We start from the raw sequence: 21,930 nt of genomic DNA, 5'->3' as shown, positions 1-21,930 counted from the left end.
CGGAGAGGACTTGGCGCGGCGGTTACGGCACCGACAGCGGACCTTCGAGCGGGTGCGGGAACCACCGCAGCAGCGCGTCGCACAAGGCGGTGGCGACCGCCTCTGGCGTGCCGGTTGCGGTGCCCGCCGGGCGCGCGGTGCTCGCCTCGCCGGTCCAGACCGCATTCGAGCCGGCGCGCAGCATCAGCGTCACGCGCAACCTGGTCACCACCAGCGCGCGCAGCTGCTGCTTGCGCGAGGGCAGGCCGACCGAGAAGCCGCCACCGCGATAGGTCGGCGGTGCCGCCTCCGCACCGCGTGACGCGACCACGCCGTTCTCGCTCGTGCGCACCTCCAGCTCGGCGACGTAGCGGCTGTGGCCGGTATCGGGGAGCGGGGTGAAGTCGGCCCGTGCCAGTGCCGCCTCCGCCGCCTCGACGTAGCGTGCCGCAGCGGGCAACGAGGCGCCGTCGCGCAGCACCACCGCGACGGTGCCGGGTGCCGGCGCGGCGGCAGCGGCGAGGAGCAGCAGCGGAGTCACGCGCGCGCTCCGGTTACCCCCGCACGCGGGTAAAGCGTTGGTGCGAGCACCGCCCGGCGCTCAGTCGGGCGGCTCGCTGCCGCGTCGTGCGTCCAGGCGGGATTGCCGCGATCGCGCACGCAAAAGGCCAGGCAGCGCAACCGGAGCGGCGAGATGCCCGGCCCGGTGCTGCCGAGTTTGCGATAGTCCATCCGCCCGCCTCCGCTATGCCCGTGTCGTTCCAACGAGCGGACCGGCGATGCGGTCCGTCCGGCCCGACGCGGCGGTTACGCGCCGGCATGCTGGCTTGATCCAGAGCCGCGCTTGCTTGATGCAGCACTATGACAGCATGATTGACGCGCCGACGATGCCTGTACGAGAGTTACGCCGGTGCCGCCAGCGACCCGCCGCGCGGCGCTGACCCGCCGCGGCGACTGGCTGCCGAACGAGAGAAAGCGACGTGAGCGACTGGCAGATTCCGGACGAGTTGAGCGGATCGCGGCGGTTCGAGCGGCTGGTCAACTCGATCCGCGATTATGCGATTTACCTGCTCGACCGCGACGGCCATGTCGCGACATGGAACGCGGGCGCGGAGCGGTTCAAGGGCTATGCCGCCGACGAGATCATCGGCCAGCATTTCTCGCGCTTCTACACCGCAGAGGACCGCGCCGCCGGGCTGCCCGAGCGCGCGCTCGCCATCGCGGCGGCGCAGGGGACGTTCGAGGCCGAGGGCTGGCGCGTGCGCAAGGACGGCACGCGCTTCTGGACCAGCGTGGTGATCGACCCGGTGCTCGACGAAGCGGGCACGCTGATCGGCTTTGCCAAGGTGACGCGCGACATCACCGACCGCCGTGCCGCCGAGCGCGCGCTGCTGGAGAGCGAGCAGCGCTTCCGCCTGCTGATCCAGGGCGTGCGCGACTATGCGATCTACATGCTCGACCCGCACGGGCATGTGACCAACTGGAATCGCGGCGCGCAGGCGATCAAGGGCTATGCCGCCGAGGAGATCATCGGCCGGCATTTCTCCGCCTTCTACACCGAGGAGGAGCGCCAGAGCGGCGAGCCAGCACGCGCGCTGCGCGTGGCGATCGAAGACGGCAAATATGAGGTGGAGGCGTGGCGCGTCCGCAAGAGCGGCGAACGCTTCCGCGCCGGCGTGCTGATCCATCCGATCCACGATGAGGACGGCACGCTGATCGGCTTCGCCAAGATCACCCGCGATCTGACCGAGCGCTGGCAGGCGCAGCAGGAGGTGGAGCGCGCGCGCGAGGCGGTGGCGCAGGCGCAGAAGATGGAGGCCGTCGGACGGCTGACCGGCGGAGTCGCGCATGACTTCAACAATCTGCTGACGATCATCCGCTCGTCCGCCGATCTGCTGCGGCTGCCGACGCTGACGCCGGAGAAGCGCGACCGCTATGTCGAGGCGATCGCGCAGACCGCCGAGCGCGCCGCGGCGCTCACCTCGCAGCTGCTCGCCTTTTCGCGGCGCCAGCCGCTCAAGCCCGAGCTGTTTGACGTGAGCGAGCGGATCGCCGCGATGCAGCCGCTGATCCAGACCAGCGTCGGCGCGACGGTAGCGCTCAGCAGCACCGCGGTCGCGGGCGCGCTCGTCAACGCCGACCGCAACCAGTTCGAGACCGCGGTGCTCAACCTCGTCATCAACGCGCGCGATGCGATGCCCGCGGGCGGGCGGCTGTCGCTTACCCCCGCGATCGTCGACTCGCTGCCGCCGGTGCGCGGGCATGGCGGCGCGGACGGGCGCTTCGTGGCGCTGCGCGTGGCGGATACCGGCAGCGGCATCGCGCCCGATACGCTGGAGAAGATCTTCGAACCGTTCTTCACCACCAAGCCGCTCAACCAGGGCACCGGGCTGGGGCTCAGCCAGGTGCACGGCTTTGCCAAACAGTCGGGCGGCGAGATCGCGGTTGATAGCGTGCTCGGCATCGGCACGGCGTTCACGCTCTATCTGCCGCTCGCGCGCGACGGCGTACCGCGGCCGGCGGCGCCGCGGCGGCGACTGGGCGCGGTGGCGACCAAGCGCGTGCTGCTGGTCGAGGACAATGAGGCGGTGGGGCAGTTTGCGCGCGGGCTGCTGGAGGAGCTCGGCCAGATCGTCACCTGGGTGCCGCACGGCGAGGCGGCGCTGGAGCTGCTCGCGCGTGCACACGACAAGATCGATCTCGTCTTCACCGATGTGATCATGCCCGGGATCAACGGGCTCGATCTGGCGCGCTCGATCCGCGATCGCTGGCCGGCGCTGCCGGTGGTGCTGACCACCGGCTACAGCCATGTGCTCGCCGCCGAGCAGGATCACGACTTCGCGCTGTTGCGCAAACCCTATTCGGTGGAGGGCTTGCTGGCGATATTGGCGTGACGGACTGGCTCTGCGGCTGAGCCGGTCCCCCGCCGCGGCTGGTATCGCGGCCAGTGCGCTGAATTCTGCGGCACGCAGCATGCGCACATGGCGTTTGACGTGAAGGTGGAATCGCCTGCCGACTTCCGCGCCTGGCTGGCCGCGCAGGCGGCGCCCGCGACGCCAGCGGAGGGGCGCGGCGCCACGGTGTTCCAAAGCTGCGCCGCCTGCCACGCGATCCGCGGCGCGGGTGCGGCGGGCCGCGCAGGACCCGACCTTACCCATGTCGCGGCACGCCGCTCGCTTGCCGCGGGGACGCTGGCGATGACGCGCGGCAACCTCGAGGGCTGGATCGAACAGCCGCACGCGGTGAAGCCCGGCACGTCGATGCCGCAGATCCCGCTCACCCCCGCCGACGCCGATGCGGTGGCGGCCTATCTGGCGAGGCTGCGATGACCCCCGACCTCGACCGCCGCGACCGGCTCGCGCTGACCTGGCGCGAACCGCCGGGTTGGTGGGGTTTCGTCACCACGGTCGACCACAAGCGCATCGCCGCACGCTACGTCGTGACCGCGCTGCTGCTGCTGTTTCTCGCCGGGATGCTCGCACTCGACATGCGCTGGCAGCTGTCCTGGGCAGAGAACACGCGCATGGGGCCGCAACTCTACAACGAAAGCTTCTCGCTGCACGGCTCGACCATGCTGTTCCTGGTGTCGGTGCCGGCGATGGCGGCGATGGCGCTGTGGCTGGTGCCGCTGATGCTGGGGCAGCGCAACATGGCGTTTCCGCGGCTCGGCGCGTTCAGCTATGGCTGTACCTCGGCGGTGTGCTGACCTTGTGGGTGGCGCACGCGCTCGACGTCACGCCCGACCTCGGCTGGTTCGAATATCCGCCGCTGTCAGGGCCGAGCTACGCGCCCGGACACCGCGCCGACATCTGGGCGCAGATGATCACCTTCACCGAAGTGGCGGCGCTGTGCGCCTCGGTCAATGTCGCTGCCACCATCCTCAAGATGCGGCCGCCGGGCATGACGCTGGCGCGGATGCCGGTGTTCCTCTGGGCGATGCTGGTGGCGTCGCTGATGACGATCCTGTCGATGCCCGCGATCATGCTGGTGACGAGCATGCTGATCGCGGACCGGCTCGTCTCGACGCATTTCTTCGCGCCGGCCGCGCACGGGGACGTGTTGCTGTTCCAGCACCTGTTCCGGTTCTTCGGCCATCCGGAGGTGTACATCATCTTCATCCCCGCGACCGGCTTCGTCTCGCCGATCGTCGAGACCTTCGCGCGGCGGCGGCTGTTCGGGCATCATGTGCTGGTGCTCGCGATCCTCGCGATCGGCTGCCTCGCCTTCGGCCTGTGGGTGCATCACATGTTCGCGGTCGGGCTGCCGCGGCTCGGCAACGACTTCTACACCGCGGCCAGCATGGCGATCGCGGTGCCGGCGGGGTTGCAGATCTTCTGCTGGGTGGCGACGATGGCCACCGGACGGCTGTGGCTGGCGACGCCGATGCTGTGGGTGCTCGGCTTCGTCGCCACCTTCGTGCTCGGCGGCCTCTCGGGCGTGATGACCGCCTCGGCCGCGCTCGATCTGCAGCTGACCGACAGCTATTTCGTCGTCGCGCATTTCCACTACGTGCTGGTCGGCGGGGCGATGTTCCCGCTCTTCGGCGCCTTCTGCTATTGGTATCCGAAGGCGACCGGGCGGCTGATGTCGGAGCGCTGGGGGCGGGTCGCCTTCGTGCTGATCGTCGGCGGATTCAACCTCGGCTTCGCGCCCATGCACCTGCTCGGGCTGATGGGTATGCCGCGGCGGGTCTACACCTATCCCGCCGGCACCGCCGCGCTTCCGCGCCGCGCCGAAAGGCTCTACAGCCGGGCCGCGAAGGGGAGGAGCACGGCCATGGCGCGACCACCGCAGCAGGACCTCACCGCCGGCCCGATCGGCCGCACGCTGCTGCTGTTCGCGCTGCCGACGCTGGGGTCGAGCGTGCTCCAGTCGCTCAACGGCTCGATCAACGCGATCTGGATCGGGCAATTCCTCGGCGAGCGCGGGCTGGCCGCGACCACTAACGCCAACATCATCATGTTCCTGCTGATCGCCGCGGTGTTCGGCTTCGGCATGGCGGCGACGATCCTGATCGGCCAGAACATGGGGCGGCGCGACCTGGACGCGGTGCGCCGCGTGCTCGGCACCTCGCTCGCGCTGTTTGCGATCGTCTCGGTGATGACGTTGCTGATCGGCTGGTTCGCCGCGCCCGCGATCCTGCGTGCGCTCGCCACGCCGGCGGAGGTCTACCCGCTCGCGCTCGCCTATCTCCGCGTGATCTTCGTCGCGATGCCGCCCGGCTTCCTGTCGGTGCTGCTGACGATGGCGCTGCGCGGCACCGGCGACTCGATCACCCCGCTCAAGTTCATGGCGCTGGGCTCGGCGATCGACGTTGCGCTCAATCCGCTGCTGATCCGCGGCTGGGGGCCGCTGCCCGCGTTCGGGATCGAGGGGTCCGCGCTGGCCACCTTGCTGGCCAACACCGTGTCGCTGCTCGCGCTGCTCGCTTATGTCTACCGCCGCGACCTGCCGGTGCGGTTACGCGGGCGCGAATGGGGCTATGTGCTGCCCGATCCGGCGCTGCTGCGCACGATCGTCGCCAAGGGCATCCCGATGGGGTTGCAGATGCTGGTGGTGTCCACCTCGGCGCTGGCGATGATCGGGCTGGTCAACCGCCACGGCACCGCCACCACCGCGGCCTATGGCGCCGCCAACCAGCTGTGGACCTATGTCCAGATGCCCGCGATGGCGGTGGGCGCGGCGGTCAGCGCAATGGCGGCGCAGAATATCGGCGCGGGGCGGTGGGACCGCGTCGGGCAAATCACGCGCACCGGCATCCTCACCAACCTGGCGCTGACCGGCGGGCTGGTCGCGCTGCTCACCGTGCTCGACCGCCACCTGCTGTGGCTGTTCCTCGGGCAGGACGGCGGCGCGGTCGACATTGCGGTGCGGATCAACCTCATCGCGGGGTGGAGCTTCGTGCTGTTCGGCGTGTCGATGGTGCTCTCCGCCGCGGTGCGCGCGAACGGCGCGGTGATCGGGCCGCTGGTGATCCTGGCGCTGGCGATGTTCCCGCTACGGCTCGGCGTGGCCGCGGGCCTGTCGCCGCGCTGGGGCGCGGACGCGATCTGGTGGAGCTTCCCGGCGGGCTCGCTCGGCTCGATGCTGCTGATGATCGGCTACTACCTGCGCGGCGGCTGGCGTCGCGGCGGGCTGCCGGCGACGCCGCACGCCGCGACGGAGAAGGCGCTCGCCGGCGCGGAGCCGACCGCCAAGACGATGCCGGTGGGGTGAGGCGCGGCCGTGCCGGAACGGTGCCGTCAACGTCCCCGCGGGGTCAGTCGCCCGCCGCGCGCAACGTGATGCGCGTCAGCTCGGACGGGCGCCCCAGCCGCAGCGCGAAGCCGGGCCACAGCGCGGTGCCGTTGCTGACGTACAGCGTCATCGCGCCGACCTGGTAGCGCCGCGACACGAAGCCGTCATTGCCGCGCGCCACCAGCCGGTCGAGCCCGACGATCATGCCGCCATGGGTATGCCCCGACAGCTGGAGCGCCACCCCGCGCGCCGCGGCGGCGCGGGCGCCCCGCGGTTGGTGGTCGAGCAGCACCACCGGCGCGCCCGCGGGCGCGCCCGCCAGCGCGGCGGCAAGGTCAGGCGCGGGGTGGCCGCTGTGCGCTGCGGAGGCGTCGGTCACGCCCGCGAGCACGAGCCGCTCGCCCGCGCGGGTCAGCACCGCATGCGCATTGGGCAGCAACCGGATGCCGAGCCCGGCGAGGTGCCGCATCCACCCGTCATAGTCGAAGAAATATTCGTGGTTGCCGGGCACCGCATAGACGCCGTCGGGCGCGTGCAGCGTGGCGAGCGGCGCCACGTCGGCGCGGCGCATCGCAACCGAGCCGTCGATGAAGTCGCCGGTGACCACGATGACGTCCGCGCCCGCCGCATTGGCGCGCGCCACCATCGCCGCGGCCCAGCGCGCCGGGAACAGCCGGCTGAGATGGAGGTCGCTGAGCTGGAGCAGGCGATAGCCGTCAAACCGCGACGGTAGCCCCGCGATCGTGACCGTCACGTCGCGCACCGGCGGCTGGCGCAGCGCGTTGGCCACCCCGATCGCGGCGAGCGCGCCCGCCAGCGCCATCGCACCATAGCGCGCCGGATCGGGCAGCGCGGTGCCGCGCCGCACCAGCTGCGCGGCGAGCAAACCGAGATCGAGCAGCAGCTGGAGCGCGGCGAGCAGCACGATCGCGCCGAACGCCCAGTTGAACAGGATCACGATCGCGCGCGGGAACTCGGGCGCGAACACCGAGCCCGAGGAGAGCCGGCTCCAGAAATGGAACTGCGACGCCGCGATCAGCAGCAGCGCGACGCCGCCTTTGGCCCAGAACGGCAGCGCGAGTGGCCAGAGCGTGCGCGCGATCACGTAGAGGCACGGGGTCGCGAAGATCAGGTGGAAGATCGTGGGTCTCCTTCCGAGGCAAGGTGGGAGCATGTCTCGTTCATTGCGAGTTTTTCTCCTCGACCGCCTTCAACGATCGTCATCCCGGGCTGGAGCCGGGATCCATTCGTCCGCAAGCGCCACGGCCGAGGCTGCGCGGCGCCACGGTTTCCGAGTCAGGCCCGGGATGACGGAAGAAGGTCGGGTAAGATAGCGTGGCGAGCCGAGATCCATGCCAACGGCGGAACCCTTCCAGCCGAACCGTGCTCCCGCGCACGCGGGAGCCCAGAGCGGCAGGCACTGACGTTGATGGCCCCGGGCTCCCGCGTTCGCCGGGGCACACCGACCGTTCAGCTGGGGTGACGAGACCTCCCACTTCGTCGCGAGATGGGGAAAAGGCTCGCCTCGCGAGGCGTCAGCTCTCCTCGATCCGGCGCTCCTCCTCGGTGCGCAGGCTCATCTCGGTGAAGTCGAGTTCCTCCTGCAACACCAGGAACGAGTCCGCGCCCACCTCCTGCGCCTCGCGCAACTCCTCGAGGCGCGTGCGCTGCCACGCCACCGCGGCGAGACCGAGCTGGCGCTCGTCTCAGGATCCACCGTGCCGCGAGCACCACCGGCGCCCGGGAGTGCGGCGGCGTGGATCCTGAAACGAGTTCAGGATGACGCTATGAAGAGGAGGCATCCCGTTCCCGGCTTCTCACCAGAAGGTAGCGTAAAGCGCGACCAGGATCAGCAGCAGCGCCAGCGCGCCGAGGTTGAACGCGTCGCTGGTGGCATAGCGCACGTCGCCGGTGACGATCGTGTCGCGGTCGGCGCGCGCGGGGGTCAGCAGCGAGGCGACCACCGCCAGCGCCAGCGCAATCAGGAACACCAGCCCCATACGGTCCATGAACGGCAGCCCCGGCGCGAGCAGCTTGAACCCCCAGGACAGCAGCACCGACGCAACCGCTGCGGCGATCGCGCCGGCCTCGTTGGCGCGCTTCCAGAACAGCCCGAGCAGGAAGATCACGGTGATGCCCGGCGTGAAGAAGCCGGTGAACTCCTGGATGAACTGGAACGCCTGCTCGGACGATCCCACCAGCGGGCGCGCGGTGAGGATCGCGATCACCGTCGCCACCATCGCGGCGACGCGACCGACCAGCACCAGTCGCGAGTCATCCACCGCGCCGTCCTCGGCCGCCGACGGGCGGCGCTTGACCTTGGCCCAGACGTCGAGCGTGAAGATCGTCGCGATCGAGTTGATCTTGGACGCGGTGGAGGCGATGATCGCCGCCACCAGCGCGGCGAAGACGAGGCCGAGCAGCCCGGTCGGCAGCAGCCGCATCATCGTCGGATAGGCCTCGTCGGGCTTGGCCAGCCCGGGGGCGAGCACCACCGCCGCGATCCCCGGCAGCACGATGATGATCGGCATTAGCAGCTTGAGGAAGGACGCGAACAGCACGCCTTTCTGCGCCTCCGCCAGCGACCGCGCGGCGAGCGCGCGCTGGATGATATATTGGTTGAAGCCCCAATAGCTGAGATTGGCGATCCACATCCCGCCGATCAGCACCGACAGGCCGGGCAGGTCCATGTAATGCGGGCTGTCGCGCGACAGGATCATCTCGAAATGGTCGGGCAGCTCGCGCGTCAGCCGGGTGAAGCCAGCGGCAAGGCCGGCGCCCTGGCCGAGTTCGCCGAGCGTGAGATAGGCGATGATCAGCCCGCCGAGCACCAGCAGCGTTACCTGGACGATATCGGTCAGCGCCACCGCCTTGAGTCCGCCTTTCAGCTGGTACAGCAGCGCGAAGGCGCCGAGCACCACCAGCGCGACATTCTGGTCGACCCCCGCCACCTTGGTGACCGCGATCGAGCCGAGCCAGATGATGCTGGTGAGGTTCACGAAGACGTAGAGCGCCAGCCAGAACAGCGCCATCAGCGTTCGGATCGAGGGGCCGTAGCGCCGCTCGAGGAACTGCGGCATCGTGTGGATCTCGTTACGCAGGAAGATCGGCAGGAAGAACTTGCCGACGATCAGCAGCGTCAGCGCCGCCATCCACTCGTAGGACGCGATCGCCAGACCGATGGCATAGCCCGATCCCGACATGCCGACGATCTGCTCGGCCGAGATATTGGCCGCGATCAGGCTGGCGCCGATCGCCCACCACGGCAGGTTCTTGGAGGCGAGGAAATAGTCGGTGGTGTTCTTCGGGCCGGCGCCCGCCTTGTCGCGGCTGACCCATTGCGCCAGCGCGAAGATGAAGATCGCATAGGCGACCACCACCAGCACGTCGATCGTGGCAAGCTGCACCCGTGTCTCTCCCTCACCCGCCGCGTCTCGCGTGTCGCTGGCGATCTTGCCGGCCGGGGCCGCCGTCTGTCCACCGCCTTGTGGTAAGCCGCTGATACCGCGTCGCTGGCACGCACGTGGCGGGCGGCAAAGATTGCAACGGCGACATATGGCGTCATCGCGCGGTGAAGCGACCGCGCGAAATCGGGGGCAAGGCGGTGGCGCTCCCGTGCCGTCCCGCCTCGCGTCGCCCGCTTTCCTCCCGGTGGGCGGGCGACGCCTGCCTGACACCGCGGCGAGAGACACGACATGATGGCCCTTCTACTCGCCGCGGTCCTTGTCGGCACCGCCGGCGCGGACGCCGCCGCCGCTCCAGCGCCGACTCCGCCGCAGCGGCTGCGCAGCGTCGCGCTCGCGCCGGGCGAGACCTGTCCCAAGCCGACCGGGGACGAAGTCGTGGTGTGTGCGCCGCTCGACGAACCGTACCGCATCCCCAAGCCGCTGCGCCGCGGCGGCGCGATCGCGGCGCGCAACCAGAGCTGGTCGAATCGCGTCGCGACGATGGACGAGGTTGGCCGCGTCGCCGGCGGGCTGCCCAACACCTGCTCCGCGGTCGGCACCGGGGGGCAGACCGGCTGCACCCAGGCGATGATGCGCGGCTGGTTCGCCGACCGGCAGCAGATGACGCGCGAGTCCGCCGCAAGGCCGTGAGGCGCCGGGCGCGGCCTCCGCGCGCGTCACCGCGCCGGTGAGCATTGTCAAAGCGCCGTGGCTCAGTTGCTTGCGCGCCTTGTGCCGCGCCGTTTGGGCGCCGATAGGACGCGCATGATGTCCCATCCCGTCTCGCACTCGCATCCCGCGCCCCCGGGCATGCACCCGCGCGAGTTCGTCGCGTTCGTCGCCGCGCTGATGGGGGTCAACGCGCTCGGCGTCGACCTGATGCTGCCCGCGCTCGCGCATATCGGGCAGGATCTCGCGGTGAGTGCGGCCAACCACCGGCAGTGGATCGTCACCGTCTACATGATGGGCTTCGGGCTCGGCCAGCTGCTCTACGGCCCGCTGGCCGACCGCTACGGCCGTCGCCCGGTGCTGATCGTCACTTTGGTCGGGTTCGTCGCCGCGAGCATCTTCGCCGCCAGCGCCGGCACCTTCGCGGCGTTGCTCGGCGCGCGGCTGCTGCAGGGGCTGATGTCGGCCTCCACGCGCGTCTTGGCGGTGGCGATCGTGCGCGACACCGCCGCCGGGCGGCAGATGGCGCGCACCATGTCGATCGCGCAGATGATCTTCTTCATCGTGCCGATCCTGGCACCGACGCTGGGGCAGGGCCTGCTCGCGTTCGGGCCGTGGCGCTTCATCTTCTACGCGCTTGGCGGGTTCGCCGCTTTCGTGCTCGCCTGGACGCTGCTGCGCGTGCCCGAGACGCTCGCGCGCGAGCGCCGTGTCGCGATCTCGCTCGCCAATCTGCGCCACAATTACGCGCAGACGCTGACCAACCGATTCTCGATCGGCTATGCCGTGGCGGCCTCGCTGACCTTCGGCGGGATCATCGCCTTCGTCTCGTCGGCGCAGCAGATCTTCGTCGACGAGTTCGGTGCTGGCGATCGCTTCACCCTGCTGTTCGCATTGTGCGCGGGCGCGATGGGCTGCGCCTCGTTCGCCAACAGCCGCCTGGTCGAGCGGCTCGGCACGCGGCTGATCTCGCAGGCGGCGGTGCTCGCGCTGATCGCGCTGTCGCTGGCGCACCTGCTGGTGATCACCGCCGGATGGGAGACGCTGGTGAGCTACATCGTCTTCCAGGCGCTGAGCATGACGTGCATCGGCCTGTGCGGCTCGAACTTCGGCGCGATGGCGATGGAGCCGGTCGGGCATATCGCGGGCACCGCCTCGTCGGTGCAGGGCTTCATCACCAGCATTGGCGCGGTGCTGGTGGGGAGCGCGATCGGACAGTCCTATGCCGGCACCACGCTGCCGCTCGCGCTGGGCTATCTTGCGATCGGCGTAGCGGTGCTCGCGCTGGTGTGGGTGATCGAGGGTGGCCAGCTGTTCCGCGCGCGGATGGGGTGAGGGTCGGTCCTTCCCGCGAGCGGGGAGGGGCTATCGCCGATGGCGCTCTGACGAAGCGCCCTGCACTCTGCCGTCGCCGCGGCCCCGATCCGGGGCCAGGGCGCCGCAGGACGAGCGACTGGCGGGTAGGCGGCGCAAGAAATCCTGGGTCACGCCCGGGATAACGGACCAGGTTCAAACGCCGACGCAGCACGCGCCACCGATAAGCGGTCGCCCTCCCCGAGTGAGGAAGGACGATCGCTCAGAAGCCCGACCAGTCGCTGCTTACCGCCACGGTCGAAGCGCCCGCGGCTGCGCTTGCGGCGATGCGCCGCCCCGCCGCCGCGGCGCGCTGCTGGAGCTGGTGAACCGGGCTGGCGGCGCGCGCCGGCGCGCCGACGCGGAAGCGCGTTACCTGCTTGGCGAGCGCATCGGCTTCCTCTGACAGGCTGCGGGCTGCCGCGGTGGCCTCCTCCACCATGGCGGCATTCTGCTGCGTCACATTGTCCATCTCGCTGACCGCGGTATTGACCTGCTGCAGCCCGGTCGCTTGTTGCTTGGCCGCGGTCGCGATCTGGCGCACCAACCCGCTGAGCTCGTCGACGCGCCCGTTGATCCGCGCCAGTGCATCGCCCGCCTCGTTGACCAGCGTGACGCCGGCATCGACCTGCTCGACCGATGCGGTGATCTTGCTCTTCACGTCCTTGGCCGCGTCCGCCGAGCGCTGCGCCAGCGCGCGTACCTCGGAAGCCACCACCGCAAAGCCCCGGCCGGCATCGCCCGCGCGCGCCGCCTCGACGCCGGCGTTGAGCGCGAGCAGATTGGTCTGGAAGGCGATCGCGTCGATCACGCCGATGATCTCGCCGATCTCGTTCGAGGCGCGCTCGATCCCGCCCATGGCGGCGACCGCACGTTCCACCACCTGCGCCGATTGTGCGGCCTCGGTCCGGGCGGCCTCGACCGTCTCGTTCGCCAGCGCGGCGCTGGCGGCCGTCTCGCTCACCGTGCTGGTGATCTCTTCCATCGCCGCAGCCGTTTCTTCGAGGCTGGCGGCCTGTTGCTCGGTACGCTGCGACAGATCGTCCGAGGCGGCGCGGATATCGGCGGCGCCGTCGTTGATGCCATTGGTGGCCTGTGTCACCGCGCCCATCACCTGCGACATCGCCTCCATCGCGGCGTTGAAGTCGCGCTCGAGCTGTGCGTAGGCGGGCGGAAAGCCGCTGAACCGCGCGGCAAGATCGGCGTCGGCGAGCCGGGCGAGCCCGTTGCCCACCTCGTCGAACACCGCCTGGCGCTCGCGCTCGTCGCGCGCCTTCGCCACCGCGGCGTCGCGGAATACCGCTACCGCCTGCGCGATCGTGCCGATCTCGTCGCGCCGGTCGATGCTGGGCAGCGCAACGTCATGGCGCCCCCTGGTCAGCTCGCCCATTACGGTGGCGATCTCCACCACCGGACGCGCGATCGCGCGCGAGAGCAGCCACCCCATCAGCGCCGCAAGCGCCACCGCGATCGCGCCGCCGAGCGCGAGCGCCAGCGTCACCATCATCTCGGCATGGCGCTGCGCGGCGTCCTGCTCGTCCACCCAGGCCTGCTGCGCCGCCTGAATCTCCTTGATCACGTCGCGCATCGCGCCGAGCTGCTTGGAGCCGGCGAGTTCGCGCGCCTGTTCACGCGTCGCCGGATCGGCGAAGGCTGCGAGCGTCGGCGCCACCTTGGTGCGCTTCCACGTGTCCACTGCCGCAAGGAAGCGGCGGACGCGCTCGGCCTGGTCGGCGCGCGGGGCGTAGCGCCCGAACGCGGCCGCGGCGCCGTCGATCGCGTCGACATTCTCCTTGTAGGTGTCGAGGAACGCGGGCTTGCCCAACAGCACGTAGCCGCGGACCGCACTCTGCCCCTCGACCACGTCGTTGAGCATCTCGTCGGCGTGATCGGAGGCGAGCTTGGCTTCGTCGCGCGTGATCGCGACGTGGTGCAGCGTGCGAACGTTGGCGAACACGACCAGGCTCACCGTCGAGAAGGTCGCGATCAAGACCGCGAAGGCGAGCGCAAGCTTACGCGGGATGGCGATGTGGCGAATGGTCATGATCCTCTCCGGGCGATGCTGGAGGGATAGAGGCAGAGAGTTAAAGCACCGCTAAGCCTGCGACCAAAGTATTGTTATAACCCAAGTTTACTGGGGAGCTTGGCGGCCGTTCGTTAACTACTTCGCAAATGGGTCACGCTAACGAGACCCATGCTTCATTGCTTTCCCCTGACTCGCCGCGGCGCCGCGGCCAGCCTCGCCGCGCTCGTCGCCACGCCCGCGCTCGCCGATCCGATCACGCTAACGCCCACCGAGGACGTGCGGCTACGCTACGAGCATGTCGAGCAGGACGGCATCGCGCGCGCTGCGGACGCGGTAACGATCCGCGTGCGCAGCGGCGTCGTGGCCACGAGCGGGCCGTTCTCCGCGTTGGTGGAGGCGCAGGGCAATCTGGCGATCGTCGACCATTATGACGACACGGTCGGCAATGGCGCAGGCTATCCCGCGATCGGCGACCCCGAGAACATCGCCCTCTATCGCGCGCAGCTGCAGTACAAGACGCGTGCGGTGACGTTGACCGGCGGACGTCAGCGAATCGCGCTGGAGGACGAGCGCTTCGTTGGCCAGGCGGCGATCCGGCAGAACTCGCGCTCGTTCGACGCGGTGCGGACGCAGCTGAGCCTGACCCGGCATCTGCGCGCCGATCTCACCTATGCGTGGAGCGTGCGCACGCCGAGCGGGATCAACGGCACCGGCGCCAAGCCCACCGCGATCGGCGGCGACAATGTCTTCGCGCTGCTCGCGCAGGACACGCCGCTGGGCGTGCTGACCGGTTTTGCCTATCTGGTCGATCAGGACGAGGCCGCGGTGCAGGGCTATCGCCTGTCGAGCCAGAGCTACGGCGCACGGCTGGCGGGGTCGCACGCGCTCGCGCCCAAGATAAAGGCGTCGTGGCAGCTGAGCTACGCCACTCAATCGGATTATCATCGCAATCCCAACGACTATCGCGCCGATTACTACCTGATCGACGGCGGGCTCGATCTGCGCGCATTGCACGTGGGCGCTGGCTATGAGGTGCTGGGCGCGGGCAACGGCACGCCGCTGACCTCGTTCCAGACGCCGCTGTCCTCGATCTTCCGGTTCCAGGGCTGGGCCGACAAGCTGACGACCACGCCCCCCAATGGCGTGCGTGACCTCTATGGCAGCGTCGGCTGGGCCTGGCCCAAGCTGGGCGCGTTCAAGGCGGCATCGGTGCAGGCGGTATATCACCGCTTCGACGCCGAGCGGGTCGACAGCCACTACGGCAACGAGGTCGACCTGCTCGCCTCGGCCAAGCTGGCGCGCTACGGCATCTCCGCCCGCTTTGCGACCTATTGGGCGGATCGCTTCGCCACCGACACGCGCAAGCTGTGGCTGGAGCTGACCTGGGCGCTGTAACGGGGCGACGTGCAATCGCGGATGCCGGTGAGGGGTCGACGGGCCGGACGTGCCCTTCTCGGCAACAGCAGAAGCGCGCACCGCGCTGGGAGATCGTCGCGACTGCGGTTACGCACACCAGCTTCGGGGTAGGCCGGTCGACGCTGGCTTAGACTCGAACGCTGAGCGAACCGCCTGCCTTGTGCGGGCATAGCAATCGGCAGGCATGGTGAGACGTGAGTCCGCGATGAAGGCTATCGTGTCGTTGTCACAGGAAGCGACTCGCCGCGCATTCGGGTAAGGCGACACTTGACTAGTCCGATGCACCAAAGGCCTGAAGCTGGTTGAGAGCGAGCGGGTTCTGACCGGCGCCCGGACATGAGGTGGTAATGACGAGTGGCCGAGAACGGGGCAGGGACGCGGCGAGCGACAGCTTGTTTCGCGACATTGTCACCTCTGTCGATACCGGCCACCCGCGCTGTAACGAGTTGCTCGGGATGAGCCGCCTAATCTGCGGCGCGATGCACTCGACCGCGCCGATCCAGGAGGGTGAGGGGCGCGCCCACTGCGCCATCGTCGCGCTCCATGACGCCGCGCCGGGCTGGCGCTTCTGCACGCTCGATGCGCGCTGGCCGGACTTCCCCATCCTCTCGTCCGACGACCGCCGCCGCCTCACTCGCCCGGCAAACGATCGGCCGGTGCCGCGCCTTGACCGCACGACCGGCGCCGCGCGCGTCGCATGGTGACCGCCGCGATCGGCGCGACTTGGGCGATCACGGGCGTCTCGACCGCCGCGGTGATCGCTCGGCCGATGCGCTGGCCCGAATGGATCTGGGCGGTTGCGGGCGCGCTGCTGCTGGTGCTGCTCGGGTTGATCACGCCGCGCGAGGCCGGCGGCGCAGTCGGGCGCGGGCTGGACGTCTATCTCTTTCTCACCGGCATGATGCTGTTGAGCGAGACCGCGCGCGTGCATGGTGCGTTCGACTGGATCGCTGCGATCACGGTCAACGCCGCCAAGGGCTCGCGCGGGCGCCTGTTCCTGCTCGTCTACGCGACCGGGGTGGTGGTCACCACCTTCATGTCCAACGATGCGACCGCGGTGGTGCTGACCCCCGCCGTGTTCGCCGCCGCGAAGAAGGCAAAGGCCGATCCGCTTCCCCTGCTGCTGGCCTGCGCGCTGATCGCCAATGCGGCGAGCTTCGTGCTGCCGATCTCCAATCCCGCCAATCTCGTGCTTTACGGCGGGCACATGCCGCCGCTCGCGCCATGGCTGCGCTCGTTCGCGCTGCCGTCGATCGCGTCGATCATGGTGACCTTCCTCGCGCTGCGCTGGATCGAGCGCCGCCGGATCGCGGGCACGTGCGCGCGCGACGTGGCATGCGACGCGCTGACCCGCCCGGGCAAGCTCGCCATCCTGGGGATCGTCGCGACCGCGCTGCTGCTGCTCGTCGCCTCCGCGCTTGACCGTGAACTGGGGCTGCCCGCCGCGGTCGCTGGCATTGCTACCGCGCTGATCGTGTCGGGCGCGGCCAAAGCATCGCCGCTGCGGCTTGCGCGGCAAGTGTCATGGGGCGTGCTGCCGCTGGTCGCCGGGCTGTTCGTGCTGGTCGCCGCGCTCGATCGCACCGGCGTGATCGCGCAGGTGGCGGCATGGCTCCGCGCCGCCTCCGACGCACCGGTGCGCGCCGCGGCCACCTCGGGCACGATCCTCGCGTTCGCGTGCAACCTGATGAACAACCTGCCCGCCGGACTGGTCGTGGCGACCGCGATCGGCCAGGCGCAGCCGCCGCGGCTCGTCACCGATGCGTTGCTGATCGGGGTCGATCTCGGCCCCAACCTGTCGGTCACCGGGTCGCTCGCCACCATCCTGTGGCTCCAGGTGATCCGGCGCGAAGGCGAGGACGTCGGCTTTCTCGCCTTTCTGAAGATCGGCGCGGTGGCCATGCCGCTCGCGCTCGTCGCGGCGCTCGGCGCGCGCCTGCTGCTCGGCTGACGATGAAGTGGGGAACGCCGCCGTAGCGCGATCCGCCGGACGCGAGACCTCACGCCAGGCAACGCGACCTGCTTTGGCATTGAGCATTGTCGCGAAAAGCGTTCCGACTGCTGTGGACGGTTCGCGCCAGAAGAACGCGCGGTGGTCGGAGAATCGGGACATGGCTTAAGGCCGCGAGAGGAAGCCCGGCGTAGAAGCGAGGTGGCCCAGTGGGAGCCTGGCAATGAAGGAAGGGGCTGCCATGCGAGCGCGCCGCGAGGCGCGACGCGTCCGAGAGGGCGAATGGCCAAAGGTCCTGACGGGCGCGCGCGTCGACGAGCCCGACGTCGTTGCTTTCCGCACGGATCGTCTCGTGCGAGCCGCCGTTCAAGCCGGGCCAGGACGAGCGTGCGGCGACCTTCGCCGAGATCGTTGCCGGCCATACCGACGCGGCGCTGGTCGCGGCCGTGCTGAGGAACCGCCCCGACGATGCGAGCTGACCGTGCACCTGCCCACCCGTCCTCGCCGCGCGATCGCGCCCACGTGCTGAGCGGCCCGTCGGCGCGGATCCTTGCCGGGCTGGTGCTCGGTCTGGTCGCGGGGGCGCTGCTGGCGGGCAGCGCGGCGGCGCCCACAATCGCCGAACTGGCCAAGCCGGTCGGGCGATTGTGGCTTGATTCGCTGACGATGACGGTGGTGCCGCTGGTCTTTTCGCTGCTCGTCACCGGGGTGATGCGCGCCGCCGAGCAGGCCAGCGGCGGGCGGCTGGCGGCGCGCGCGCTCGGCTGGTTTACGGTGCTGCTGCTCGCGGCGGCGCTGGTCGGCGCCGCGGCCACCGCGCTGCTGCTCCAGCTCGCGCCGCTGCCCGCGGCTGCGGCCGCGCTGCCCGCGGCGGTGAGCGGCCCCGGCCCCGCGGTGCCCGCCGCGTCCGACTGGCTCGGCAGCATCGTGCCGACCAACCCGGTGCGCGCCGCGGCCGAAAGCGCGATGGTGCCGCTGGTCGTCTTCGCGCTGCTGTTCGGCCTCGCCGCCAACGGGATCGAGCCCGGCCCGCGTGCGGCGCTCGCGCAAGTGTTCACGGGCGTGGCGCAGACGATGCTGCGGATCGTCGGCTGGGTGCTGTGGGTGGCGCCGCTCGGCGTCTTCGCGCTTGCGATCGGGGTTGGGCTGGTGCTCGGCGGCGGCGCGGCGGGGGTGCTGGCGCATTATGTCGCCGTGATCGTCGGCGCCGCGCTCGCCTCGATCGCGCTTGCTTATGCCGCGGCGGCGCTGCTCGGCCGGATCAGTCCGCTCGCCTTCGCGCGCGCCGCGCTGCCGGCACAGGTGATCGCCGTGAGCACCCAATCCTCGCTCGCCTCGCTGCCCGCGATGGTGGCGGCGGCGCCGGTGCTGCGGGTGCGCGACGAGGCCGCGGGGGTGGTGCTGCCGCTCGCGGTGTCGCTGTTCCGCGCCACCACCGCGGCCGCCAATGTCGCGGTGGCGACCTATCTCGCGGCGGTGCACGGCGTCGCGCTCGGTTCGGCGACGCTGGGGCTGGGCGCAGTAGTCGCCGCGACCGTGAGCGTGGCCGCGGTCGGGCTGCCGGCGCAGGTGTCGTTCTTCGCGGTGATCGCACCGGTGTGCCTGGCCATGGGCGTGCCGGTGACGCTGCTGCCGCTGTTGCTGGCGATCGAGACCATACCCGACGTGTTCCGCACGCTTGGCAACGTGACCGCCGACCTGGCAGCGCTGCGGATCGTCGGGACGCGCTAACATCGTTCCTGCCGGACGCGCGCGCCGCGCCCCCTGCAGCCGTCGACATATCGGCGTAGCTAAGGCGCAGCCTGATCGGGGCCAATAAGGCCGGCAAACTTGCCGGCTGAGGTGAGCCCGATTGCGACGAGCAAAGTCCGGTCGGGGTAAACGAGCTCGAATTCGTCCAATCCAAACCCGTCGGGCCGGTGAAAGCGGATGCCTTCTGGAACGCCAAGTGGTTGTAGGCGGCGGTGTGTGTCAGCAAATGCTGTGCGACCTACATCCGGGATGTCCGGTGCCAGCAACGTGTAATCAGGTGTTGCGGTGCGGTTGGCGAGGAGGCGGCGCAGCATGGCCTCCCCGCCCACCAGCGGCACGGTCCGCGGCGTGAAGACCGATGCGGAGGACGCCGCTTCAATCGTCGCGGGAGCGGGTGCTTGGCCGAGGCGGCGCAGCGTCGTGGCGAGCGCATCCGCGGCGGCCACTTCCAGATCGGGCTTTACCCCGCGCCTCCCCCTTTCGATCCGGTAAGGGGATTTTCGGCACGACCAGTAGAGATAAACGCCGTGACACCGTGTCCGATCGGAACTTGTACGCCGGGATTCGCGCCGCCACCCGTCACCTCGCCGACCACGGTGCCGAGCTTCAATGCCTGTATGTCATAGGCGAGCTCCTCGCCGCCCGAGAAAGTGTTGCCACTAGTAAGGACATAGGCAGGCACGCCGGCGAAGCTGACGGGGGTCGGCTCGCTAAAGAAAGATTTGCGCCTAAGCACAGTGGTTCCTGCCTTACGCTCGACGATGCCGCTGATCTCGATGCGCTTGCCCGCGGGCAGAAAATAACTGACCAGATAGCTGACCGCGATGCGCTCGGCATAGAAGTCTGCGCAGCAGCCGGTGCGGCGGCGGTGCCAATAAGCAGGAACGCAAGAGAGGCGGCAGGCCGGAAATGCATATGCTGTCCTCAGCGAGGTGCGCAAGCTTGTCCCACCAGGATGCCAGACCTGCGATTCTGGCTCAAGCGCCTCCGGTCGGGCCATGAGTGAACGAGCATGGCACTGACCCACCGCTTCAGTCAGATCGGTGTTTTGGCAGAATGACATGGCGATCGTCGGCAAAGCGCAAGGTCACGCGCAACCCCGGACGCGTGTTCTCGATCTCGACCGATGCGCCGAGCCGCTGCGCCGCCGACCGCACGATTGCGAGACCCAGTCCGCTGCCGTCCTGCCCCGCGCTGGTCGTCAAGCGCACGAACCGCTCTCCCGCCCGCGCGATGTCGGCGTCCGGCAGGCCGGGACCGTCATCCGCTACCGACAGCGCCACGCCCGCCGCATCGCGCTCGATCGCGATCATCACGTTGCCGCCGCGGCGATGGTAGCGGATCGCATTGTCGATCAGGTTCGACAGAATTTCGAACAGCAAGGTGCGGTGGCTCGCGATCGTCACGCCCTCAAGGGGTGCGTGTAGATCGACCTCGATCCCTGCCTCGATCGCCTGCGCGATACGGCGGTTGAGCACCACGATGGCGAGCGCCCGCAGCTCGACCGGCTCGAGCGGCGGGGAGGTGCCCGCCTCCTCGGCGCGCGCCAGCGCCAGCAGCTGCGCGACGAGATGCTCGAGCCGGTCGGCGGCGTCGGCGATCTCGGGCAACGCCGCGGGATCACCGCGCCGCGCGAGCGCAACCTGGATCTTGAGCACCGACAGCGGCGTGCGCATCTGGTGCGAGGCGTCGGCGGTGAAGCGGCGCATGCCCGCGGTCGCCACGTCGAGCCGCGCGAGCAGATTGTCGAACGCGTCGGCGAGCGGCAGCAGCTCGGCGGGGAGCGGCCCGGGGTTGAGCGGCGAGAGGTCAGGCGTGGCACGCGTGTCGCGCGCGGCGACGACGCCGCGCAGGCGCGACAGCGGGCGCAGGCTCCAGGCGAGCGCGGGACGGAGCAGCAGCATCGCGACGCCGACCAGCACCGCCTCGCCGCCGAGCAGCGCGCCGAGCAGGCGGCGGCGCAGCGCGGCGCGGCCGTCCAGCGTTTCGGCGACCTGCACGATCACCGGGGCGTCGACCCGTGGCAGCTCGCGCCGCACCTCGGCGATCCGCACGGCCTGCCCGCGGAAGTGCGCGTAGCGGAAGCGCGGGGTGTCGGCGGCAAGCTCGTCGGCGCGCGGCGCGGGCAGGTCGCCGTAGCCGGTCAGCACCCGCGCGCCCACCGCGATGCGGTAATAGACGTTGTCGCGCTCATTGTTCTCCAGCATGCCGAAGGCGGCGGCGGGAAGGTCGAGCGTCACTTCGCCGCGTTCCACCTGCACCGTCTCGGCGACGGCGCCGAGCGCGCCGCCCAGCACGCGATCGTTGGTCCGCCGCACCACGTCGCTGATCAGCGCCGCGCCGGCGAGCCCGAGCAGCACCGCGATGACGAGCAGTGGCGTCAGCAGCGCGGCGAGCAGCCGCGTGCGCAGTGCGACCGCGCGCGCGCGATCAGCCGGCATCCAAGATATACCCCACGCCCCGGACCGTGCGGATCGCGGGTCCCTCCGGCGCCAGCTTGCCGCGCAGCCGCGTGATGTTGACCTCGAGCGCGTTGGGCCCGACCGGCTCGTCGAAACCGAACACCTCCGCAAGCAGCGTCTCGCGCGGAACGATCTGGCCGGCGCGGGTCGCCAGCGCGTCGAGTACCGCCCACTCGCGCCGGCGCAGGTCGAGCGCGCGGCCGGCGACCTGGGCGTCGCCGCTCGAACGGTTGAGCACCAGCGCGCCGACGACCAGCTCGGGCGTGGGATCGCCGCCGCGACGTCGCCCGAGCGCGCGGATCCGCGCCTCCAGCTCGACCGGCGCGAACGGCTTGCGCAGATAATCGTCGGCGCCGAGATCGAGCCCGCGCACGCGGTCGTCGAGGGCGTCGCGTGCGGTCAGCATCAGCACCGGCACGCGCTCGCCGCGCCGGCGCAATGCCTGCAACACCGCGAAACCATCCTGCCCCGGCAGTCCGACGTCGAGCACCACCAGTGCGTACGGCTCGCCCGCGGTGACCATCAGCGCGTCCTCGCCGGTGGCGACATGGTCCACCGCGTGGCCGGCGCCGCGCAGCAACGCCACGAGGCTACGCGCGAGCGCGGCATCGTCCTCCACGATCAGGATGCGCACGATCG

Annotated in this window: 20 protein-coding genes and 1 pseudogene; 11 read left to right on the top strand and 10 right to left on the bottom strand. The window is 70.1% G+C overall.

Annotated features, from left to right (window positions below):
* Window positions 1-22: 22 nt before the first annotated feature.
* Together ACMGDM_RS14945 and ACMGDM_RS14940 are read right to left on the bottom strand one after the other, a co-directional pair.
* Window positions 23-520, bottom strand: coding sequence for a hypothetical protein (locus ACMGDM_RS14945; RefSeq protein WP_436804912.1), 498 nt, complete (start codon window positions 518-520; stop codon window positions 23-25).
* Window positions 517-711, bottom strand: a complete 195-nt coding sequence (locus ACMGDM_RS14940; RefSeq protein ID WP_436804911.1) for a hypothetical protein — start codon at window positions 709-711, stop codon at window positions 517-519. The genes ACMGDM_RS14945 and ACMGDM_RS14940 overlap by 4 nt, the downstream gene beginning before the upstream one ends.
* A gap of 248 nt (window positions 712-959) precedes the next feature.
* On the opposite strand from ACMGDM_RS14940, the gene ACMGDM_RS14935 reads away from it, so the two are divergent.
* From ACMGDM_RS14935 to ACMGDM_RS14920, 4 genes and pseudogenes are all read left to right on the top strand, one after another.
* Window positions 960-2,873 (top strand): hybrid sensor histidine kinase/response regulator, encoded by a 1,914-nt coding sequence (locus ACMGDM_RS14935; protein ID WP_436804910.1) that lies wholly within the window; start codon window positions 960-962, stop codon window positions 2,871-2,873.
* A gap of 99 nt (window positions 2,874-2,972) precedes the next feature.
* On the top strand, window positions 2,973-3,308 hold the full coding sequence (locus tag ACMGDM_RS14930) for a c-type cytochrome (protein WP_436804909.1): 336 nt from the start codon (window positions 2,973-2,975) through the stop codon (window positions 3,306-3,308).
* Window positions 3,305-4,626, top strand: a pseudogene (locus ACMGDM_RS14925) (cbb3-type cytochrome c oxidase subunit I); the annotation flags it as partial. The gene ACMGDM_RS14930 and the pseudogene ACMGDM_RS14925, both read left to right, overlap by 4 nt.
* 6 nt (window positions 4,627-4,632) lie before the next feature.
* Entirely contained in the window at window positions 4,633-6,195 is a 1,563-nt protein-coding gene (locus ACMGDM_RS14920; RefSeq protein WP_436805165.1) for an MATE family efflux transporter, read from the top strand.
* A gap of 43 nt (window positions 6,196-6,238) precedes the next feature.
* Here ACMGDM_RS14920 and ACMGDM_RS14915 read toward each other — a convergent pair whose 3' ends face one another.
* The 3 genes from ACMGDM_RS14915 to ACMGDM_RS14905 form a co-directional block, all read right to left on the bottom strand.
* On the bottom strand, window positions 6,239-7,390 hold the full coding sequence (locus ACMGDM_RS14915) for a metallophosphoesterase (protein WP_436804908.1): 1,152 nt from the start codon (window positions 7,388-7,390) through the stop codon (window positions 6,239-6,241).
* Between the two features lie 361 nt (window positions 7,391-7,751).
* On the bottom strand, window positions 7,752-7,895 hold the full coding sequence (locus ACMGDM_RS14910; RefSeq protein ID WP_436804907.1) for a hypothetical protein: 144 nt from the start codon (window positions 7,893-7,895) through the stop codon (window positions 7,752-7,754).
* A gap of 138 nt (window positions 7,896-8,033) precedes the next feature.
* A complete protein-coding gene (locus ACMGDM_RS14905; protein WP_436804906.1) occupies window positions 8,034-9,623 on the bottom strand; it encodes a sodium/sugar symporter in 1,590 nt (529 codons plus the stop codon).
* 288 nt (window positions 9,624-9,911) lie between these two features.
* Between ACMGDM_RS14905 and ACMGDM_RS14900 the strand changes: the two genes are divergently transcribed.
* Window positions 9,912-10,313, top strand: a complete 402-nt coding sequence (locus tag ACMGDM_RS14900; protein WP_436804905.1) for a hypothetical protein — start codon at window positions 9,912-9,914, stop codon at window positions 10,311-10,313.
* Between the two features lie 159 nt (window positions 10,314-10,472).
* Window positions 10,473-11,666 carry a multidrug effflux MFS transporter gene (locus tag ACMGDM_RS14895; RefSeq protein WP_436805164.1) on the top strand — a complete coding sequence of 398 codons (1,194 nt, stop codon included), beginning with the start codon at window positions 10,473-10,475 and terminating at the stop codon, window positions 11,664-11,666.
* Window positions 11,667-11,907: 241 nt separating this feature from the next.
* On the opposite strand, the gene ACMGDM_RS14890 is transcribed toward ACMGDM_RS14895, so the two are convergent.
* The gene (locus tag ACMGDM_RS14890) at window positions 11,908-13,728 is read right to left on the bottom strand and encodes a methyl-accepting chemotaxis protein (protein WP_436804904.1); all 1,821 of its coding nucleotides are present in this window, start codon (window positions 13,726-13,728) and stop codon (window positions 11,908-11,910) included.
* Window positions 13,729-13,878: 150 nt separating this feature from the next.
* Between ACMGDM_RS14890 and ACMGDM_RS14885 the strand changes: the two genes are divergently transcribed.
* From ACMGDM_RS14885 to ACMGDM_RS14865, 5 genes are all read left to right on the top strand, one after another.
* Window positions 13,879-15,105 carry a hypothetical protein gene (locus ACMGDM_RS14885; protein WP_436804903.1) on the top strand — a complete coding sequence of 409 codons (1,227 nt, stop codon included), beginning with the start codon at window positions 13,879-13,881 and terminating at the stop codon, window positions 15,103-15,105.
* A gap of 476 nt (window positions 15,106-15,581) precedes the next feature.
* Window positions 15,582-15,830 (top strand): hypothetical protein, encoded by a 249-nt coding sequence (locus tag ACMGDM_RS14880; protein ID WP_436804902.1) that lies wholly within the window; start codon window positions 15,582-15,584, stop codon window positions 15,828-15,830.
* Entirely contained in the window at window positions 15,824-17,077 is a 1,254-nt protein-coding gene (locus ACMGDM_RS14875; protein ID WP_436804901.1) for an SLC13 family permease, read from the top strand. Before ACMGDM_RS14880 ends, ACMGDM_RS14875 begins: the two co-directional genes overlap by 7 nt.
* A gap of 329 nt (window positions 17,078-17,406) precedes the next feature.
* Entirely contained in the window at window positions 17,407-17,556 is a 150-nt protein-coding gene (locus ACMGDM_RS14870) for a hypothetical protein (protein ID WP_436804900.1), read from the top strand.
* Window positions 17,557-17,599: 43 nt separating this feature from the next.
* A complete protein-coding gene (locus tag ACMGDM_RS14865; RefSeq protein ID WP_436804899.1) occupies window positions 17,600-18,808 on the top strand; it encodes a dicarboxylate/amino acid:cation symporter in 1,209 nt (402 codons plus the stop codon).
* Window positions 18,809-18,867: 59 nt separating this feature from the next.
* Here ACMGDM_RS14865 and ACMGDM_RS14860 read toward each other — a convergent pair whose 3' ends face one another.
* The 4 genes from ACMGDM_RS14860 to ACMGDM_RS14845 all read right to left on the bottom strand — a co-directional run bounded on the left by ACMGDM_RS14860 (window position 18,868) and on the right by ACMGDM_RS14845 (window position 21,925).
* Window positions 18,868-19,275, bottom strand: coding sequence for a hypothetical protein (locus tag ACMGDM_RS14860; protein WP_436804898.1), 408 nt, complete (start codon window positions 19,273-19,275; stop codon window positions 18,868-18,870).
* Between the two features lie 14 nt (window positions 19,276-19,289).
* Window positions 19,290-19,769: a S41 family peptidase gene (locus ACMGDM_RS14855; protein ID WP_436804897.1), complete on the bottom strand. Its 480-nt coding sequence runs from the start codon at window positions 19,767-19,769 to the stop codon at window positions 19,290-19,292.
* Between the two features lie 91 nt (window positions 19,770-19,860).
* Window positions 19,861-21,270, bottom strand: a complete 1,410-nt coding sequence (locus tag ACMGDM_RS14850; protein ID WP_436804896.1) for a sensor histidine kinase — start codon at window positions 21,268-21,270, stop codon at window positions 19,861-19,863.
* Window positions 21,260-21,925: a response regulator gene (locus tag ACMGDM_RS14845; protein WP_436804895.1), complete on the bottom strand. Its 666-nt coding sequence runs from the start codon at window positions 21,923-21,925 to the stop codon at window positions 21,260-21,262. Before ACMGDM_RS14845 ends, ACMGDM_RS14850 begins: the two co-directional genes overlap by 11 nt.
* Window positions 21,926-21,930 lie beyond the last annotated feature (5 nt).

This window comes from Sphingomonas larreae, assembly GCF_051400595.1.
GTDB lineage: Bacteria > Pseudomonadota > Alphaproteobacteria > Sphingomonadales > Sphingomonadaceae > Sphingomonas.
This window is presented reverse-complemented; position numbering and strand designations above follow the sequence as displayed.

Excerpts from the sequence above, each read along its gene's own strand:
- ACMGDM_RS14895 (WP_436805164.1), top strand. The coding sequence starts at position 10,473 with ATGCACCCGCGCGAGTTCGTCGCGTTCGTCGCCGCGCTGATGGGGGTC.
- ACMGDM_RS14875 (WP_436804901.1), top strand. The coding sequence starts at position 15,824 with ATGGTGACCGCCGCGATCGGCGCGACTTGGGCGATCACGGGCGTCTCG.
- ACMGDM_RS14940 (WP_436804911.1), bottom strand. The coding sequence starts at position 711 with ATGGACTATCGCAAACTCGGCAGCACCGGGCCGGGCATCTCGCCGCTC.
- ACMGDM_RS14900 (WP_436804905.1), top strand. The coding sequence starts at position 9,912 with ATGATGGCCCTTCTACTCGCCGCGGTCCTTGTCGGCACCGCCGGCGCG.
- ACMGDM_RS14920 (WP_436805165.1), top strand. The coding sequence starts at position 4,633 with ATGCACCTGCTCGGGCTGATGGGTATGCCGCGGCGGGTCTACACCTAT.
- ACMGDM_RS14915 (WP_436804908.1), bottom strand. The coding sequence starts at position 7,390 with ATGCTCCCACCTTGCCTCGGAAGGAGACCCACGATCTTCCACCTGATC.
- ACMGDM_RS14850 (WP_436804896.1), bottom strand. The coding sequence starts at position 21,270 with ATGCCGGCTGATCGCGCGCGCGCGGTCGCACTGCGCACGCGGCTGCTC.
- ACMGDM_RS14885 (WP_436804903.1), top strand. The coding sequence starts at position 13,879 with ATGCTTCATTGCTTTCCCCTGACTCGCCGCGGCGCCGCGGCCAGCCTC.
- ACMGDM_RS14890 (WP_436804904.1), bottom strand. The coding sequence starts at position 13,728 with ATGACCATTCGCCACATCGCCATCCCGCGTAAGCTTGCGCTCGCCTTC.
- ACMGDM_RS14880 (WP_436804902.1), top strand. The coding sequence starts at position 15,582 with ATGAGCCGCCTAATCTGCGGCGCGATGCACTCGACCGCGCCGATCCAG.